The 19624-nt window shown below is 29.1% G+C and carries 16 protein-coding genes; 7 read left to right on the forward strand and 9 right to left on the reverse strand.

Annotated features, from left to right (window positions below; translation table 11 throughout):
- Positions 1 to 23: 23 nt before the first annotated feature.
- Genes G6N05_RS01650 through G6N05_RS01670 form a run of 5 tightly spaced genes read right to left on the reverse strand, consistent with a single transcriptional unit; the run spans position 24 to position 5073 of the window.
- Positions 24 to 1046 carry an AAA family ATPase gene (locus G6N05_RS01650; protein ID WP_166124822.1) on the reverse strand — a complete coding sequence of 341 codons (1023 nt, stop codon included), beginning with the start codon at positions 1044 to 1046 and terminating at the stop codon, positions 24 to 26.
- 9 nt (positions 1047 to 1055) lie between these two features.
- On the reverse strand, positions 1056 to 2429 hold the full coding sequence (locus G6N05_RS01655; RefSeq protein ID WP_166124823.1) for a DUF4350 domain-containing protein: 1374 nt from the start codon (positions 2427 to 2429) through the stop codon (positions 1056 to 1058).
- 2 nt (positions 2430 to 2431) lie between these two features.
- Entirely contained in the window at positions 2432 to 3181 is a 750-nt protein-coding gene (locus G6N05_RS01660; protein WP_166124824.1) for a DUF4129 domain-containing protein, read from the reverse strand.
- Positions 3171 to 4112 (reverse strand): DUF4013 domain-containing protein, encoded by a 942-nt coding sequence (locus G6N05_RS01665; RefSeq protein WP_166124825.1) that lies wholly within the window; start codon positions 4110 to 4112, stop codon positions 3171 to 3173. The genes G6N05_RS01660 and G6N05_RS01665 overlap by 11 nt, the downstream gene beginning before the upstream one ends.
- Positions 4096 to 5073, reverse strand: coding sequence for a stage II sporulation protein M (locus G6N05_RS01670; protein WP_166124826.1), 978 nt, complete (start codon positions 5071 to 5073; stop codon positions 4096 to 4098). Before G6N05_RS01670 ends, G6N05_RS01665 begins: the two co-directional genes overlap by 17 nt.
- 20 nt (positions 5074 to 5093) lie before the next feature.
- On the opposite strand from G6N05_RS01670, the gene G6N05_RS01675 reads away from it, so the two are divergent.
- The gene (locus tag G6N05_RS01675; RefSeq protein WP_166124827.1) at positions 5094 to 5834 is read left to right on the forward strand and encodes an RDD family protein; all 741 of its coding nucleotides are present in this window, start codon (positions 5094 to 5096) and stop codon (positions 5832 to 5834) included.
- A 4-nt stretch (positions 5835 to 5838) separates the two neighbouring features.
- On the opposite strand, the gene G6N05_RS01680 is transcribed toward G6N05_RS01675, so the two are convergent.
- Positions 5839 to 7632, reverse strand: coding sequence for a gliding motility-associated C-terminal domain-containing protein (locus G6N05_RS01680; RefSeq protein ID WP_166124828.1), 1794 nt, complete (start codon positions 7630 to 7632; stop codon positions 5839 to 5841).
- A gap of 82 nt (positions 7633 to 7714) precedes the next feature.
- Here G6N05_RS01680 and G6N05_RS01685 point away from each other — a divergent pair, with 82 nt between their 5' ends.
- The 6 genes from G6N05_RS01685 to G6N05_RS01710 all read left to right on the forward strand — a co-directional run bounded on the left by G6N05_RS01685 (position 7715) and on the right by G6N05_RS01710 (position 14329).
- The gene (locus G6N05_RS01685) at positions 7715 to 8698 is read left to right on the forward strand and encodes a GNAT family N-acetyltransferase (RefSeq protein ID WP_166124829.1); all 984 of its coding nucleotides are present in this window, start codon (positions 7715 to 7717) and stop codon (positions 8696 to 8698) included.
- The gene (locus tag G6N05_RS01690) at positions 8695 to 9774 is read left to right on the forward strand and encodes a DegT/DnrJ/EryC1/StrS family aminotransferase (RefSeq protein ID WP_166124830.1); all 1080 of its coding nucleotides are present in this window, start codon (positions 8695 to 8697) and stop codon (positions 9772 to 9774) included. The genes G6N05_RS01685 and G6N05_RS01690 overlap by 4 nt, the downstream gene beginning before the upstream one ends.
- Complete coding sequence (locus G6N05_RS01695) at positions 9775 to 11043, forward strand: O-antigen translocase (protein WP_166124831.1); 1269 nt, start codon at positions 9775 to 9777, stop codon at positions 11041 to 11043.
- Positions 11040 to 11753: a glycosyltransferase gene (locus G6N05_RS01700; protein WP_166124832.1), complete on the forward strand. Its 714-nt coding sequence runs from the start codon at positions 11040 to 11042 to the stop codon at positions 11751 to 11753. Before G6N05_RS01695 ends, G6N05_RS01700 begins: the two co-directional genes overlap by 4 nt.
- A 538-nt stretch (positions 11754 to 12291) precedes the next feature.
- A complete protein-coding gene (locus tag G6N05_RS01705; protein WP_166124833.1) occupies positions 12292 to 13026 on the forward strand; it encodes a hypothetical protein in 735 nt (244 codons plus the stop codon).
- A complete protein-coding gene (locus tag G6N05_RS01710; protein WP_166124834.1) occupies positions 13004 to 14329 on the forward strand; it encodes a hypothetical protein in 1326 nt (441 codons plus the stop codon). Before G6N05_RS01705 ends, G6N05_RS01710 begins: the two co-directional genes overlap by 23 nt.
- Here the strand turns inward: G6N05_RS01710 and G6N05_RS01715 are convergent.
- The 3 genes from G6N05_RS01715 to G6N05_RS01725 all read right to left on the reverse strand — a co-directional run bounded on the left by G6N05_RS01715 (position 14286) and on the right by G6N05_RS01725 (position 19568).
- Positions 14286 to 15431: a glycosyltransferase gene (locus tag G6N05_RS01715; protein WP_166124835.1), complete on the reverse strand. Its 1146-nt coding sequence runs from the start codon at positions 15429 to 15431 to the stop codon at positions 14286 to 14288. The genes G6N05_RS01710 and G6N05_RS01715 overlap by 44 nt on opposite strands.
- 248 nt (positions 15432 to 15679) lie before the next feature.
- Positions 15680 to 18142: an endopeptidase La gene (lon, locus tag G6N05_RS01720; protein WP_166124836.1), complete on the reverse strand. Its 2463-nt coding sequence runs from the start codon at positions 18140 to 18142 to the stop codon at positions 15680 to 15682.
- Between the two features lie 187 nt (positions 18143 to 18329).
- The gene (locus G6N05_RS01725) at positions 18330 to 19568 is read right to left on the reverse strand and encodes a hypothetical protein (protein ID WP_166124837.1); all 1239 of its coding nucleotides are present in this window, start codon (positions 19566 to 19568) and stop codon (positions 18330 to 18332) included.
- Positions 19569 to 19624: the final 56 nt, after the last annotated feature.

The following is a 19624-nucleotide window of genomic DNA, read 5'->3' on the forward strand; positions in this document are numbered from 1 at the left end:
TTGACAAACATCATAATTTAGTTTTATCTTGGAATTTCTACTGAATCCACAATTTGTTTGATAATTTCAGAGGCGCTAATTCCTTCCATTTCTCTTTCTGGCGTAACAACTACACGGTGTTGTAAAACAGGAATTGCTGCTTCTTTAATATCTTCTGGTGTTACGAAATCTCTTCCTTTTATAGCTGCGAAACCTTTTGAAGCATTTAAAATGGCAATTGAAGCTCTAGGTGATGCTCCTAAATATAAAAATGGATTTTCACGCGTGTTTAAAACTACTTTTGCAATGTATTCAATTAATTGTGGCTCAATAATAATTTGCTTTAATAAACCTTGAAATTCTTTGATCTCACTTTTAGAAACAATTGTAGCCACATCAGCCATTTTATTTCTGTTTTGCAATTCGTTTTCTTTTTGAAGAATGGTAATTTCTTCGGATAAATTTGGATAACCAATGCTAATTTTGAATAAAAAACGGTCTAATTGTGCTTCAGGTAAACGATATGTTCCTTCTTGTTCAATTGGATTTTGAGTAGCAATTACTAAAAAGGGTTCGTCCATAATATACGTTTTTCCATCTACTGTAATTTGTCTTTCTTCCATCACTTCAAACAAAGCTGCTTGAGTTTTGGCAGGCGCACGGTTTATCTCATCAATTAAAATAAAGTTAGAAAAAACAGGACCTTTTTTAAATTCGAAATTTGACTTTGATAAATCGAAAACCGAAGTTCCAATAATATCTGATGGCATTAAATCTGGCGTAAATTGAATTCTACTAAAATCTAAAGCCATAGACTTTGATAATAATTTTGCTGTAAGCGTTTTTGCCACACCAGGAACACCTTCTAACAAAATATGACCATTTGCCAAAATAGAAACGATTAATTGATCCACCATTTTGTGCTGACCAACAATTACTTTTCCTAATTCGTGTCGGATTTTATCAACACTCGTTTTTAAAGGTTCTAGATTAATTCTTGATTGAAAATTCACATTTTCGTTTGTTTCTGTTGTTTCGTTTACTTCGTTTGATTCAAATGATTCCATATTTTATAACTATAAATTAAGTTTTTCTATTAGTGTATTCAGTTCAACTAGATCTTTTTCAGTTAAAGAAGAACTATTTTTTATATGATTTATTTTATTAATTGCTTTCACAATATCTGTTTTGTCTTTTGATGTTTTTTGATGTAATCTGTTCATGAAAGTTTCATCTAAAACAGTTGTTTCTAAGTAATATTCTTTTCTAATTTTCTCTAAGAAATATACTATTTTCTTTTCGGCTATGTCTTTGTGATTTTTTTCTAAAAAGTATAAATTTCCAATTGTTTTAGCAAATTCTACGGTTGTGTTTTTCACAGGTTCTGTTATAGGAATAATGCGTTGTCTTCTTTTTGCATTGAAAAGCATAAAAATGATTATTCCAAACAAACCTAAATACCAAGCCCATTTTAAGGCAGGTTGACTGAATATAAAACGTAAAGGACTATCTGAAATTGAACTTTCTTGACTTCCTTCAACACTCCAATAAATTGTTTCAGAATCAATATGTGAACAAACAGTTTCGATATATTTATAATTGTTTTTCAGTAAATAATAGTTGGTAAAAGCAATAGGTTGTAAGTGTAATACAAATTTACCTTCACCATGTTTTATTTCTACAAAATTAGGTAAAGTGTATTTTTCATCGTGAATATTCCCTAAAATAGTAGTGGTGTTTTTATCAAATTTACTAAAATAATAATCGGAAGCACCTTTGTCAAATTCGAAATTTATGTTTGAGTTTACTAATGTGCTTTTTAATTTTGTTTCGATATGATTCCTTAACATTACTTCAAAATTCAAAGAATCTTTTAAAATATCAGGCATTGTTGTTGAGCTAATAAAAACCGTGTTTCCTCTTTCAACATAATATAATAATTCTTCTGTTGATCTTTCGTCAAATTTGTAGAAATCTGAAATTGCAAAAATAGTCCCGTTTTTATTATCTCTAACTTCAACACTTTGAATAACATTTTCTTCATATGAACTGTTATCAACAGAAATAGTGTCAAAAGAAAGGGTATCACTAACGTTGTTATATGAAACAGTGTCACTTTCATTTTCGTAAGTAATTGTATCTGCAAATTGGTCATCAATTGTATCTACAACAACTGGAGGAACGTTTTCTTCATAATAGTTACTATCGCTTACAGATGAATTTGTACCGTAAAAAAACTCATAGGGCGTTTCTGAAAATTTTTCTAAATTTTGATTCTTAAATAAACCTTCAGATTCATCGTTGAAAACTTTTAATCCAAACGGAATTTTATCGTTTAAACCATAAGTTTGTCTCCAATTTAAAGGTTTTTTCTTGTTAGAATCGGCAAAAATAATCAGAACCAAAACCAGCACTAAAAAGAAAATAAGTATTTTGATATTTTTACCCATAATTATCTATTCTGGATGGCGTTTATAAAATGATTTTCAGCTTTGGCGAAGTCTTCTTGAGTTAATTCAAATTCACCGTACCAACAATAATCATAGATGTAAGATAAAAATTCGAATTCTTTTTTTAGCCCATTATTTTTAATTTCAATTAAATAATCGGTGTTCGTTTTTTCAATATCCCAATCGATAATTGTTCTATCGGAAAGCGATTTTAATAACCATAAATAATAATATCGAGTTGCAATTCGGAATTCATTTTTTGACTTAGCTGTAGCAATCACATCTTTAAAATTGATAAAATGAATGTTTTCTTCATCCATAGTTCCAACATTTATTTTTTTCTTATTTCGACTAAAAACCCAACCGCCTTCTTTGTTTAGAATTAATTTTACAATCATAAAAATTACAAAGCCAATAATAGCAAAGCCTAGTACTTTCATAATAATTTCAAAGTTAGAAAACACTTTTCCGTTATTTGAAAAACTGAACAATCGGCTAAAGAAATCAGCGATTTTTTTCTTGAATTTTTCCCAAGCTGTAAGCTGCGTGTTTTCTAATTTAGGTTGATAATTATATGCTTCACCTTTATATTTTGATTGAAAATTAGCTTCAAACTTTTTTTCTACGGGTTTTGAAGTAGCGTAATATGCTGTGTTTTCTTTGGAACGAATGGCTAAAGAATCCACTTCTTCTTGCGCATTTGAAAAAACAATTGAAAATAGAAATAGGAGGTAAATAAACTTATTCTTCATTGCTTCCAATTAAGTCAATTTCAGAAATATTACTTGTTTTTTCCGTTTCATCAATCATAGAATAATACATAATTCCTTGATTTATAGAAATTATATTTTGTAATAAATAATTTAAACTAATTGATAGAATAAATGTGATTCCAAACATTATGATCATAAACGAAATCGTTTCTTGTTGATTTTCTATCCCTTCAGTTTCAATGTTGAACATAACACCAAATATTCCAATAAAATAAGGAATGAATGAGATAAATGAAACGACCGTGTTTACTATAAAATATATAATCATTGTTGAACCAATCAAAGGCCAAGGTTTTTTTGTAAATAATTTATAGCCTTTTGATAGAGAATCAAAGTAACCTTCATTTGTTGTAATGTAATTATAATAAGTAAATGAAATACAAGTGAAAAGGGCTGGAATTACAATTAAAATCAGAGGAATTCCGATTAATATAAAAACTAAAGCAAAACATAAAAATCCAATAATAATGGTAATTGGAAAAAGAATTACTAAAGATAAAAGAAAGAAAACTAAAGATTTTCCAATTTTTGATTTAATATATTTCCAGATGTTTGTAGTGTTAGTTTCTTCATTTCTTTCAACTAATTTTAAATAGGCTATTGGATATAAGCTATTAATTAAAGTTAGAATTAAGATTAAAATAAAAGCACCAATTCCGTATCCGATAAATAATTCAATATTTTGCAGAAAATAGCTTTCAAATCCGTTTCCGCTATTTGGTAATCCATTTGTAAAAAGACCATCATAAAATATTTTTATGAAAAAGTAAAGTAATACGATCAATACTAAAAGAACTCCACCATTTATAGCAATATAGTTGGCGAAATAATTTTTTCCGTGCACTTTAAAAAAGTTAAAAGTATCCCCAATTAAGTCGTTAAAATTTCTTTTTTTATAGAGTTGGAACATGTAATTTAATTTTTCGATTAACAATAAATGGATATACTAAATAATAAAAACTGATAATAGATAATGTAATTAAGATGATTCCAATGCTAAGCCAATTTGGCATTTCTACAGAATATCTGGTGATGTAGCCTTCTAAAAAACCAGCGGCAATTGTAAAAGGAAATGTACTCAAGAATATTTTAAATGTATTTTTAAAACCAATTTTAAATGAATTTAAACGCGAGAACGTTTTTGGAAATAAAATACTAGCTCCTAAAGCAAAGCCGCAAGCTGCTTCAATTACAATTGCGAAAATTTCCATAGAACCATGAATCCAAATTCCTCTAACACTTTGCCATAAAACACCTTGTTGATAAAAGAAATATTGAAAAGAACCTATCATAATACAATTGAACATATAAATATAGAACGTACCAATTCCTGCGAAAATGCCATAGAAATACGACTTAATTCCAACCATTAAATTGTTAAAAGTAATACCTATGAAACTTCCCCAATTGCTGCCAGATTTATAAATAGCAACCGGATTTCCTTTTTTAATATTCTCTAAAGTTTCATTTACATAACCATCAGAAAGAATTAATCGTACAAAAGAATCATCATAATGTGCAGAAACTACACCAATTCCTGTTAGTAAAAAAAATAAAATAAAAGCATACAAAACATATCTTCTGTATTCATAAACTAGCATTGGAACTTCCTCTTTAAAGAAAAAGGCTAGTCTATTTGAGTCTTGTCTTTTCGTTTTATAAATCTTTTGATACGTTTGTGAAGCCAAGTGATTTAAGTATACAACGGTTTTACTTTTTGGGTAATACGTTTGCGCGTAAGACAAATCGTTAACTAAATGTATGTACAAATTAGCTAAATCATCAGGATTTTTTTTAGTTTTACCAAAAATTGCTTGCTCAAAGTCGAGCCATTTTGGTTTATTTTGCTTAATAAATGCTACTTCTCTCATGAAGTGCTAAAATATAAATTATGAATCAATTATCCATAACAACTACACAAAATGTTAATATAAATTTTACAGCAGCAAGTGTTGGTGATAGAATTATTGGTCAAATACTTGATATGTTGGTTCAATTGGCCTATATAATTTCTGTTTCTTATCTTTTAGATTATACTGGATTTAGTGATAATTTAGATTTTAAGGATTCATGGTCTACAAGAGCAGTATATATTATGATATTTTCTCCGGTTATCATTTATAGTTTACTTCAGGAAAGTTTATGGGAAGGTCGAACCATTGGTAAAAAAATAATGAAAATTAAAGTCATTAAAATTGATGGTTATCAAGCTGGTTTTGGAGATTATTTAATCAGATGGTTATTTAGAACTGTTGATGTGTTAATTGGTAGTGGAATTATAGGTTTGATTTTCATTGCAACAAGCAAAAAAAATCAAAGATTAGGAGATATTGCTGCCGGAACTGCTGTAATTTCACTTAAAAACAAAATAAATATTAATCATACTATTCTTCAAGAATTACATGAGGATTACGTGCCTATTTATCCTGAAGTAATTAAACTTTCTGATAACGATATGCGAATTATTAAAGATACTTTTGAGACGTGTTTACAATCTAAAGATTTTGTGACCATTTCTAAAATGAGAAAGAAAATTATTGACGTAACAGGTATAAAATACAATTCAAATACGGATGTAGAATTTATGAGAACCGTTTTAAAAGATTATAATTTCTATACGAGAAATATGTAATTATTTATCTTTTCAAATATAAATAACCATTCATTGGATCTGGATATTTAGGGTCATTCAAATACAGAATATAGTAGTAGGTTCCGCCAGGAGAATCTGAATCCCCAACTGAATTTTCTGCTTTTCCATCCCAATCTGGTTTGTTGTTATTTCCTGTCCAAATTAATCTTCCCCAGCGGTTATAAACTTCTAGACTGAAATTCACATAAATATTTCGTAAACCATCAATAAAAAAAGTATCATTTAAGCCATCATTATTTGGTGAAACCGCATTATAAACAATTATTTCACAATTTCTCGATTTCAATAAAAAGGAAGTTATAGAGAAACAACCATCCGTATTTTCAATTCGTACCCAAATAGTTTTAGGAGTAGTTACTGCTTCAAAGTTTGTAGTGTTGGCAATTTGATTTATTTCAGCAATTGCATCATTTTCAGACTCGTAAAAAGCTACCAAATCATTAGTTTCAATTTTTATGGAATTCGCATAGGAAGAAAAATCAAATTTAGCACGGGTTAATCCTAAATTACAGCTAACTAAATCTTCAGGTTGATTAAAATTTGGTGATGCCAAAAGAAGAATTGGCAATGTGAAAGAATTATTACTTTCCGAAATTTCATTTATAATTCCAGTTCCATTTCCGATATCGTCAACTTGTGCCATTAAATTAAATTGAAGCGGAATAGATGCTGGTATAGTTACGATTATTGTTCCATTTTCAAAACCACCTATCGGAATACTATTTTGAGTAAAAGTAGAACCAATTACTACGCCATCAGCATAAAAGGTAATTGGTGTATTTGCTGGTAAATCAGCTGTGGAATTAAAATTGGTAACGGTGTAATTTAAAGTCAATTCTCTAACATTACAGCTTAAATCTGGTGCTGTAAAAGTAATTCTGGCATCTGGTAACTGACTGTTTAATTTAGTAACAATCGCATTAACCATAACATAATCTTGTCCGGAAGTTAATTGAATTAAAGCTGAAGTGTCACCAACATTTATATTGTTTTGAATGTTATAAATATCCAAATCCATATTATAAAGTGTGTTGGAATTGGTTACAGAATTAGTTCCATTAAAGGCATTGTTTGCGGGGTTTAATGGCGGATTACTAATAATATTCCCGTTAATTCTTAAAGTTTCATTAACGGCTAAACCGCTATCACCTTCCCAAGCTAAAAAACCAATTTTAGCATCTAAATTGTCAATAACATTTAAGGCGTTTAAAGTCACATTTAAATTATTCTGTAAAGCTGAAACGACTTGCATACCATCATAAATATTTAATTGGTTTAATGGTAATACTGGGTTTTTAAAAACTATAATTAAAGCCCATCCTGCAAAATTTGTACTGTTTTGCGAGTGTAAGGGTAAAAAACTACTAACGTCTAAATCTGAAAATGTATAAACACCATTTCCTGTCGCTTGAATTTGAGGAGTTACATCAGCAAAAGCACTAAAATAATTAAAAGTTTGCCCTTGAACTAAAGTATTTGAAAAAGTTCGTGTTGCTGTTATATCAGTTCCGTTTAATTTTACACCAAAATCACCAGTCCCACAACCTGCCCAATATAAATAAGCACTTTCAATTACATCTCCTGAATTTAAAGTTAAAGTGGCATTTGAAGTGGTAAGTACAGATGCAGGAAAAGTTTGAAATGAATTTTCAACTGGATTTAAAGTGTTTCCAACAAATGTAAAATCATATCTTCCATTAAACTGGCTATATAAACCAATGTTTTGAGAAAAAGTATGCTGAAATACAAATAAAATAAATACAAGTAATTTTTTCATCAAGTGGAAGTAATTTTAATATTTATGGTCAATAATTTTACCAAAGTAATAAAATTCACTAATTTCCCCAAAGATTTCTCTTATGAATACATATAAAATAGTAAAATATACTTCTGAACATTATCAAATGTGGAATAATTTTGTAGCCAATGCTAAAAATGCTACTTTCTTATTTCATAGAGATTTTATGGAATATCATTCCGATAAATTTCAAGATTTTTCCTTACTTATTTTTGATAAAAAAGACATTTTGAAGGCTATTCTTCCTGGAAATATTTTGGATAATGTAGTTTATTCTCATCAAGGATTAACTTATGGTGGTTTGGTTTTAGATGAAAATAGTAAACTTTCGGAAGTAATTCAGTTGAATTATCAACTTTTAAAATTTTTATCCGAAGCTGGAATTGAAAAGTTGCAACTTAAAATAATTCCAAATATTTACAATAATTTTCCTTCTGATGAAATGGAATATTTGGCTTTCCTTTTAAATGCCAATTTAGTCAGAAGAGATGCGATTGCAATACTTGATTTATCTAATAAAATTGAAATTTCTCGTGTTAGAAAACGTGGAATTGAAACTGGAAAAAAACATCAATTACAAATTATTGAAGAAGATACTTTTGATTCCTTTTGGAAAGAGTTATTAATTCCTAATTTAAATTCTAAATACAACACCAATCCAGTACATTCTTTAGAAGAGATAACGTATTTAAAATCGAAATTCCCTAAATTGATAAGACAATTTAACGTCTATTTTGAAGATAAATTGGTTGGCGGAGTGACTGTTTTCATCACAAAAAATGTAATTCATCCTCAATATATTTCAGGAAACACAGCGTTTAATAATTTATATGGTGGTTTAGATTATTTGTATAATCATTTGATTACAAGTGTTTTTAAGAATGAGAAGTATTTTGATTTCGGAATTTCTAATGAAAATAGTGGACGAAATTTAAATGAAAGTCTGCATTATTGGAAAGAATCTTTTGGAGCTAGAACTATTGCTCAGAATTTTTATGAAATAGAAACCAAGAATTTTGTTAAATTAAATCAAGTGTTACTATGATAAAATTCCTCGATTTACAAAAACTGAATCAACCTTTTGAAACGCAATTTTTATCAAAAACAAAAGAATTTTTAGATAAAGGTTGGTATATTTTAGGTAACGAAGTCAAACAATTTGAAAAAAACTTTGCCCAATATTCTAACGCAAAACATTGCATTGGAGTAGGAAATGGGTTAGATGCGTTGGTGCTAATTTTAAAAGCCTACATTCAACTTGGTAATTTACAAAAAGGTGATGAAATAATTGTACCAGCAAATACTTATATCGCAAGTATTTTAGCGATTTTACAAGCCGATTTAGTTCCCGTTTTTGTTGAGCCAAATATCGAAAGCTACAATATCAATCCCGATTTAATTTCGGAAAAAATAGCACCAAAAACTAAAGCCATTTTATTGGTTCATTTATACGGTCAATTGGTGGAAATGGACAAAATTATGGAGTTAGGTTATAAACATAATTTGCTGATTATTGAAGATGCGGCTCAAGCTCACGGATTACCATTTGAAGGAAGTCACACGAGAGGTTTTAGTTTTTATCCGGGTAAAAATTTAGGTGCTTTAGGAGATGGTGGTGCCATTACAACTAACGATGATAAACTAGCTGAAGTATTGTTTTCTTTAAGAAATTATGGATCAGACAAAAAATATCATAACGATTATATTGGTGTAAATTCTCGTTTAGACGAATTGCAAGCCGCTTTTTTAAGTATTAAATTACCACATTTAAATGCTGAAAACGAAGCACGAAAAAATGTTGCAAAACGTTATTTAGCAGAAATTACGAATACTAAAATTGTTTTACCAACTTGTGAAAATTTCGATAAACACGTGTTTCATTTATTTGTAATTCGTACCGAAAAAAGAGACAATTTACAAGAATATTTATGGAATAACGGAATTGAAACAGTAATTCATTATCCAATTCCACCTCACAAACAAAAAGCTTTACAAAATTTCAATCAGCTTAGTTTGCCAATTACGGAGAAAATTCATCAAGAAGTATTGAGTTTACCAATGAGTTCTGTTTTGTCAGATGATGAAATTTCACATATTATTTCCACTTTAAATACCTATTAATTGTCTAAAATCAAGAAAATAATTCAACAGCCGTTATTCAAAATTACTTCTTTGAATAGCGTGCATATTTTGTTGAAATTGGTTTTTGGTTTTATCACTTCCAAGGCGTTAGCTATTTTTGTTGGCGCAAACGGAATGGCATATATCGGGAATTTCAGAGCTTTTTTAAATGTAGTTGAAAACTTTTCTTTACTCGGGATTCAGAATGCAATTGTAAAATATGTTTCTGAATATCAGAATGATAAGCTTAAATTAAAATCGGTTTTAGCTACTTTCGGATTGTTGCTTTTGACTTCTTCGATTGTAATTAGTTTGGTTTTAATTTTCGGTGCGAATTATTTATCGAAGCAAATCTTTCATCATTCCGAAATATATAGTTTTGTATTTTATGTTTTAGCGATTTTATTTCCCTTATATGTTTTTTCAACGTATTGTATATCAGTTGTTAATGGTTTTCAGCAGTATAAAAAAGTAATTTACATTCAGATAATTTCAAGCAGTATTGCTTTGGTTTTTTCTGTTTTCTTAATCTATTATTACGATACTTTCGGCGCTTTAATTTCATTGGTTTTAGCACCTGTTTTCGTTTTTTTTGTGAGTCTTTTTCACCTGAGAAACATGATTTCGTTTTCTGATGTTTTTTCGATAAAATCTTTTGATTTTTCGGTGGTTAAAAACTTGTCTGAATATGTATTAATGGCTTTAGTTTCGGGCGTGATAGGTTCATTTGTTTTATTAGAAATTCGTACAGATGTAATTGAAATTACGGGTTTGAAAAACGCTGGAATTTATGAAGGTTTACAACGAATTTCCTCTTATTATTTGTTGTTTATTTCTTCCATAATGGCAATTTATTTTTATCCGAAATTAGCGGAATCAAATTCGAATACAAAAGAAATTGTTTTCAATTATTTAAAAACGATAATCCCTCTATTTGCAATTGGTTTAGCTATAATTTATTTGTTACGACAATTTATTATTCAGGTTTTGTTTTCTGCTGAATTCGAAACGATGGAATCTTTGTTTTTATGGCAATTGGTGGGCGATTTATTAAAAGCAACTTCCTTAATTTTTGGAACAATTTTAATCGCAAAAAAGCTAACAAAAGTATTTATAATTACTGAAATCGTTTCTTTATTTATCATGTATTATTCGTCGAATTGGATGTTGCATGCGAATGGAATTAACGGGATTGTTATGGCTCATACGTTTACTTATTTTATGTATTTGTTAGTTTTAGTAATTTATTTTAGAAAAATTTTCAAATGAAAATAGTAATTGTAATTCCGTTTTATAACGAAGTCGAAAGAATTAATTTGGAGAATTTTCATGTAATTTTTAATGAATTTCCACATTATAATTTTTTATTAGTTGATGATGGAAGTTTAGATAATACTATTGCCATTTTAGAACAATTTCAATCTGAATTTTTAAATGTTGAAGTTTTAAAATTAGATAAAAATGTTGGTAAAGCAGAAGCCATCCGATCGGCGGTTTTATCCATTTCAGAAGCAGATTTCATTTCTTATTATGATGCAGATTTAGCCACACCTTTTTCAGAATTAGATAAATTAATTCAGTTTTCAGTTCAAAATCCAAACTATAAAATGGTAATGGGCGCCCGAATTAAATTGATTGGAAACGGTGTGCAACGTTCTCTTAAAAGACATTATTTTGGTCGAATTTTCGCTACAATTGTGAGTCAATTTGTACTGAAAGTGCCAGTTTATGATACGCAATGTGGCGCGAAAGTAATTGTTTTTCATACGGCTAAACAAATTTTTGAGAAGCCTTTTATTTCTAAATGGTTGTTTGATGTAGAATTATTAAAACGTTTACAAAAGATTCATGATTTAAGAAAAGTAGTAAAAGAAATTCCATTAGAAAAATGGGAAGAAATTGGAAATTCGAAAATTAAAGTTCGTGATTTTTTACGAATTCCTTTTCAATTATTTCAAATTTATAGAAAATATGATTAGGCATTTTAAAAAATATCCGATTTCAATATTAGTTATCTTTAGTTTGGTTTTTAGAGTTTTATTCTATTATTTGAATCAAAAAATTCTATTACCTAATGATAGTCAAACTTATATTGATTTGGCTAAACTTATTTCTTCAGGTTCAATAAAAGGTTATTTTGGCGGTCGTTCTCCTGGTTATTCATTGTTAATTTCTTTTTTAGGAAATTCTCTCCAATTTGTTGTTTTTTTTCAAATTGTAATTGGAATATTTTCTTCAGTTTTGTGGTATAAGATTTTAAATCACTTTAAATGTGATTCTTTTGTTTCATTGACTATTTCCTTTTTTTTCAGTTCGTTTCTTCATGTTTTGTCTTACGAAAACGCAATATTAATTGAAACAATTAATCTGTTTTTAATTACATTATTGATTTATTATATTCTTAAAAATCACATTTTAAAGATTGCATTTTGTTTGGCAATTTTAGTACTTTTAAAGCCTTTTTATATTTATTTGCCATTTGTAATTTTTACTTACTTTGTTTATAATAATTTCAATTTGAAAAATATTATTAAGCAGAAATTACTACTGTTAATTTTACCATTAGTGGTGTTTGTTTCTTGGTCTTATGTGAATTTTGTGAACACGGATTATTTTGTTTCTTCGACTTATTTCGGACTTAATAAAATTCAAAACTGTGTTAATTTTATTGAAAAAGCACCAGAAGAATTCAAATGGATCAAAGAACCGTATTTGAAACAGAGGGATTTACATTCTGAAAAGGGATTAGGAAGTCCAATGTGTATTTGGTATGCTGTAGATAAGGGTGATTTTAATTATAAAAATTTGAGCTTTCCACAATTGTCAAACGAGTTTGGGAAATGTGCAGATATAACAATCAAAAACAATTTTGGTTTATATATAAAACAAGTAATTTTCCTTTCTTTTAAAGAGTTTTGGAATGTCGAAATGGTAAGTGCAAATACATTTGAAAACAGTAAAGGTTTAATTCATATCTGGAATTTGGAACGTATTTTTTTACGATTAATTAAAATTTTATTTTTGTTTTTAATACCAGTTTATATTTTCCGATTTTTAAAAAACAGACTTTTCAATATTGAATTATTATTGGTTTTAATTGTGCTTTCAACTGCAATTTTGCAAGCTTTAGTCGTTTATGGTTCCAATGCACGATACAGTTTTCCTTTCGAATTTATTATGATTACAATCGTTTTACTATTTATTAAAAACAACTTTTTCTCCAAAAAAAATGAAGCAACATATACAAAATAACAAACACATTTACGGGTTAATTTTATTGCTTTTTGTAGCTAAATTATTCTTTTTTATTGGGTATGATAATTTTTCTGAAGCACCTGATAGTTGGGCTTTTAATCATTTTGTTAAAGAATTAATTAACGACAATTTTGATGATTATTTGGGTGAAAGAACTCCCGGTTATCCGTATGTTATTTACTTACTTAATCACGATAAAATTTTAGTTGTATTGGTTCAAATGTTAATGGGAATTGTTACGGCTGTTTTTTGGTTTAAAACGCTGTTAAACTTGAATTTTTCGCAAAAAATTGCGTTTTATGTAACGTTGTTTTCGTCTTTGTATTTGCAAAATTTCTTTTATGAAACGTTTATTTTAGCAGAAACGTTCATGCTATTATTAAACTCTATTTTATTCTATTTTTTATTGAATAATTATTTCGAGAAAAAGGAAATTATTGTTGAAATCATTTTGAGTATTCTTATCACGATTTTAATTTTGGTAAAACCTTTTTTTATATTTTATCCGTTTTTAATTTTCGCTTTATACCTTATTAAAAATTTTTCTTTCAAGAAGTTGGTTTCAGTTAAATTAATCCTTTTTATTTTACCAATGTATGCCTATTTTAGTTGGTGTAGTTTTGTTGAAGAGAAAATCGGATATTTTGAACCAACAGCGTATTTTGGATTAAATTTAGCTCAAAACTGTCTTTATTTTGCTGAAAAAGGTCCAAAAGAATATGATTATATAATGAAGCCCTATGTAAAATACAGAGAGGAAATGTTGCAAAATGGTGAAGATGCATCTATGGCGGTTTGGAAAGTTTGGGGCGGCCAACATTTAGCACCAAAATACACAAAATTTGCTGATGTTACCAATCAATTTGGAAAGTATGCAAAAGCAACAATTGCTACTAATTTAGGAGATTATTTTTATTATTCGATTACCAATTCGTGGTTTGATTTCTGGAAAGTATTTGATATGAAACCTCATATGAAATTTCAAGATAATATGTTTAATTCTGTAATTTCAGTGATTAATTCTATTCAAATTTTTATAGTATTAATTCTAAAATTTGTCTTTCTATTATTGAGTTTTTACTATTTATATGATTTAATAAAGAATAGAAAAATTAATGCTGTAATGATTCTTTTGGCTTTTATTCACGCTGCTGCAATTTTGCAAGCTTTAGTTGTTTATGGAACAAATGCTAAGTATGCATTTCCGTATGAGTTTTTTATGCTAATTGTAGTGTTGTTATTTTTGAAAGAAAAATTTAATTGGTTTTCCAAAGTTCAACATATTTCTCAGCCTGAGTAATATAATGATGTTCCTTTTGAATGAACTGAATGGCATTTTTACCGATTCGTTCTATTTCGGACGGATTTTCAATTAAAAAGGATAGTTTTGTAACTAAATAATCAACATCTGGCAAAGCATTTATTGCTACTTCATCTTCTTGTAAATGATATTGATTTAAGAATTCAGTTTCCGCTCCAGTAAATACCACTTTTCCTTTAGCCATTGCTTCTAAAGCATTAAAACCTTGATCGAAACCATAAACTTGATCTAATAAAATATGTGCTTTTTCGAAGTGTTTTTGATAGTCGGAATACGGTATGTTTTTTGTGATTTTTACTTTTATAGTATTTGGATATTTTTCTTGAATGATTGCAATTGCTTTTTCGAAAAATGAAATTCCTTTTTTATAAGAATTTCCGGTATTGATGCCAAGAAATATATTTATTTTATCATAAATTTTATTTTCAATAACCGTAATTTTATCTGTGTTTATTGGGTTGGCTATTATAGTTAAATATTTTTTATTTCCCAATAATGGTCGCACATAATCTAAATCTGATGCAATTACACCACGAATGTTTTTATACAAAAAAGTATGAATTTTTTTATGTGGTTTATCTACAAAGTCGAAAAAGTAATCGTATTGTTTTTTTGCTTCTGGAATATCTTCAAAATAGGCATTCATAACCGAATAACGGTCTTTTTTCTGAAGCATATGACTTACGGTTGAATAGTCAATTCCGCAACATAATAAAAAGATTTTTTGGTTTTGTTTGAAGATTCGTTTTAGTAAAAATAATTCTAATTTGGATGTTGTTTGTATCGGACTTTCGTTAATTAACTGAACAATATCAAAGTCTTTAAGCTTTTTAGAAATCCACCAAAAACGAATTCCGTGTTCCAATAGAACCAAATCATATTTGAAAATTCTGAACCAAATTTGTCTTGGAATGTTTCCTAATTTTGATTTGAAAAAGTTAGCTCGAATACTAATATCAGCAGGAAAGTTTTTAAATCCATCGCCATTATTTACTAAAATTACTTCGTGGCCTAAAGCCAAAAGTCCTTCTTTTAATGAATTATGTAACCGACTAAATTCTCCTACAAGTAGTATTTTCATTTTTTTGGGACGCGGATTTTACGTATGCTTCGCAACGCTAATTTAAACTGATTTTATTTTGAAGGACAAACTACACGCAATCTTGTCATTCTGACGAAGGAAGAATCTCATAACAAATGAATAAATCTTTCTTCGTTCAAATATAAAGAAAAAAACCTATAAGTTAAACTACTTATAGGTTTTTGAGTTGTTATCTGTTCTCAATACATTCCGATGAAAAATCGGAACACATGAACTGACGTTTTTAATTATTTCTTGATATCAAAAGTAATTGCATTTTTCACTTTGTCTTTCAAAATTGCAATATCAATTACTTCTTTCATTGTATCCACATAATGGAACGTTAAACCTGTTAAATAATCAGCTTTAATTTCTTCAATATCACGTTTGTTTTCTTTACACAAAATAATTTCTTTAATATTTGCGCGTTTTGCTGCTAATATTTTTTCTTTTATTCCACCAACAGGTAACACTTTTCCACGTAAAGTAATTTCGCCTGTCATGGCAATATTTTTCTTAATTCTATTTTGCGTAAAACTAGAAACCATTGACGTTAACATAGCTATTCCAGCACTTGGTCCGTCTTTTGGAGTAGCACCTTCTGGCACGTGAATGTGAATGTTGTATTGGTTTAAAATATCTGGATCAATATTCAATTGTTTTGAATTCGCACGTATATATTCCAAAGCAATCGTAACTGATTCTTTCATCACAGTTCCTAAATTTCCTGTCATGGTCATCGCACCTTTTCCTTTAGAAACTAAAGATTCAATAAACAAAATATCACCACCAACTGATGTCCAAGCTAAACCTGTCACCACACCAGCTGTATCGTTATTTTCATATTTATCGCGTTCCATTCTTGGCGATTTTAACACTTCAAGAATGTCTTCATCCGTTACTTTTTTGTTGTATTCTTCTTCCATTGCTACAGATTTTGCAGCATAACGAACCATTTGTGCAATGGTTTTGTCTAAACTACGAACTCCAGATTCACGAGTATAACCCGTTACGATTTTTTCTAATTGTTTTTTGCCAATTTGTAAATCTTTTGAAGTTAATCCATGCTCTTTTAATTGTTTTGGTAACAAGAAGTTTTTCGCAATTTCAATTTTTTCTTCAATCGTATAGCCAGACATATTTATAATTTCCATTCTGTCTCTTAAAGCAGGCTGAATAGTTGATAAACTGTTTGCTGTAGCAATGAACATTACTTTTGAAAGGTCGTAACCTAATTCTAAGAAATTGTCATGGAAATCACTATTTTGTTCTGGATCCAAAACTTCTAATAGGGCAGAAGATGGGTCGCCATTATGACTCGTAGATAATTTATCAATTTCATCTAATACGAAAACAGGATTCGAAGTTTTTGCTTTTTTGATAGATTGAATAATTCTTCCTGGCATCGCACCAATATAGGTTTTTCTGTGTCCACGAATTTCTGCTTCATCACGTAATCCACCTAATGAAATACGAACATATTCTCTTCCTAAAGCTTCTGCAACCGATTTTCCAATTGAAGTTTTACCCACACCTGGAGGTCCGTATAAACATAAAATTGGCGATTTCATATCGTTTCGTAATTTTAAAACAGCCAAATGTTCTATGATACGTTTTTTGACATCTTCTAAACCAAAATGATCACGATCTAAAATTTGTTGCGCTTTTTTAAGGTCGAATTTATCTTTAGAAAACTCATTCCAAGGCAATTCTAAAAATAAATCTAAATAGTTACGTTGGATTCCAAAATCTGGTGAATTTGGATTCGTACGTTGTAATTTATAAATTTCTTTTTCGAAATGTTCCGCTGTTTTTGCATCCCATTTTTTAGCTTTTCCTTTGTTACGCATTTCTTCAATTTCTGCATCGTGTGAAACGCCACCCAATTCTTCTTGGATAGTTTTCATTTGTTGTTGCAAGAAATATTCACGCTGTTGTTGGTCTAAATCGAATCGAACTTTAGATTGAATATCATTTTTCAACTCCAATTTCTGAAGTTCTAAATTCATGTAACGTAACGTTTCTAAAGCGCGTTGTTTTAAATCGACAATAGAAAGTAAGTTTTGTTTGTCTTCCACGTTTAAATTCATGTTAGACGACACAAAATTGATTAAAAACGGATTGCTCTCAATGTTTTTTATTGCAAAAGTAGCTTCCGAAGGAATATTCGGACTTTCCTTTATAATTTCAATCGACATTTCTTTAATCGATTCAATTATCGTTGCAAATTCTTCGTCGTTTTTCTTTGGGCGAATTTCGGTTACTTCTTTAATTTTCGCTTTAAAGTAAGGTTCTGATTGTGTAAATTCCTCAATTTCAAAACGTTTTTTACCTTGAAGAATTATGGTTGTATTTCCATCAGGCATTTTCAGTACGCGCATAATTCGAGCAACTGTTCCTACATGATGAATTTGATCTGAAGTTGGATCTTCATCCTCTTCATTTTTCTGAGCTACGACACCAATAATTTTACCGGCAGCATTAGCATCGTTAATTAATTTTATTGATTTATCTCTACCAGCAGTAATAGGAATTACTACGCCAGGAAACAACACGGTGTTTCTTAATGGTAATATGGGTAAATCTGCAGGTAATTCTTCATTATTCATTTCCTCCTCATCTTCGGGAGTCATTAATGGAATTAATTCTGCTTCTGTATCTATTTCTTGAAGCGACAAATTGTCAATCGCTAATATTTTATGGTTTGGCATATCTATTTATAAGTCATTTTGTCATTAAAAAGGGATAGTAAATTTACGAATAATTATTGTGAATTGATGCAATTATCAATAAATACAAGGATTGAAGTATAATTTACACTAGTAATAGTCAAGATTTATGCCATAAAAAAATCCCGAAGGTTAGTTCGGGATTAAGATTATAAATGATTAGATTTTTTTAGTTAAAATAACTAGCATCTAAACCGTAGTTAAAAGTACCATTTGTAATTTGATAGGTAACTCCAGGTGTTGTTATAGTTTGATACGATATATTAAAAGTACCTTTAATTCTTTTAGTTGTTAAATTAAATTCAGTTATAGTTAATGAACCTCCTGTAACAATACTATTATTTGGGAAACCTCCAACATAAGGTAAAACAAGATTTGCTTGACAAAGTAAACTTCCGCCACCGGCACCAAGATCAAATGTTTCAGTTAAAGGATATGTCCCTGGAACCCATTTGGCATTTGGGATATGAAGATTAATTTCAGTTAAAAAACCTAAATTATCACTAGTATCACCTTGAATCTTTAAATATCTTGGATCTCCAACTGGTGCTCCATTGTTTTGTACTACAACATCACTTCCAGTAAATGAGTATAAATATGGTTTCATGTTATTGAACTGAACTCCATTTATGTTTGCTGTCATTAATGCAGGAGTATTATCTACTTGACTTACAGCTGCAGTAAAAGTAACTTGATTACCATATGAAGTTCCATTTGCATTAGTCGCATAAGCACGAAGATAAACTAATGTACCAGGAACAATTTGTAATTGTGCTATTGTTGATATAAATGAACCAATTCCTGAACCATTTACTGTTTTATTATTACTTGGCAAAGAAGGATTAGATGATGTACTCCAAACTACTCCTCTTGTAATAACATTTGAGCCACCATCTGAAGTAATATTTCCACCACTTACTGCTCCGGGAAATACATTATTTGTCACTGGTGAAGTTGTAAGAATTGGAAGATTTAATGAAGAACCAGTAGTTGTAAATGATAGCTGATTACCATAAGCAGTACCATTACTATTAGTTGCATAAGCACGTATATAATACGTACTACCCATAGTTAAATTAGAAAGAGTTGAAGTGAAATTTCCAATTCCAATTCCATTAATTGTTTTTGAATTTGTTAATGTTGGATTTGGACTTGTGCCCCAAACTACTCCTCTTGATGTTATAGCTGAACCTCCGTCTGAAGTTATTGCTCCACCAGAAGTTGATGTTGTTGCTGTAATATTTGTTACTGATGTAGTTGTTAAAACTGGTAATATATCAGAATTAATTGGTTCTTCTTGATTGTCTTGATTTAGTAAAGAAGAATCTACGGGTTCATTTTCGCAAGAATTAAATGTTAATGATGTAATAATTACAAAAATTGAAAGTAGGTTTTTAATTGTTTTCATGTGTGAATTTTTATTCAAGTATTAAGTGAAATTTATAAAAAAAATCCCGAAGTGTA

Origin of the sequence: Flavobacterium bernardetii (genome assembly GCF_011305415.1) — a bacterium.
In the GTDB taxonomy this organism is placed as follows: Bacteria; Bacteroidota; Bacteroidia; order Flavobacteriales; family Flavobacteriaceae; genus Flavobacterium; species Flavobacterium bernardetii.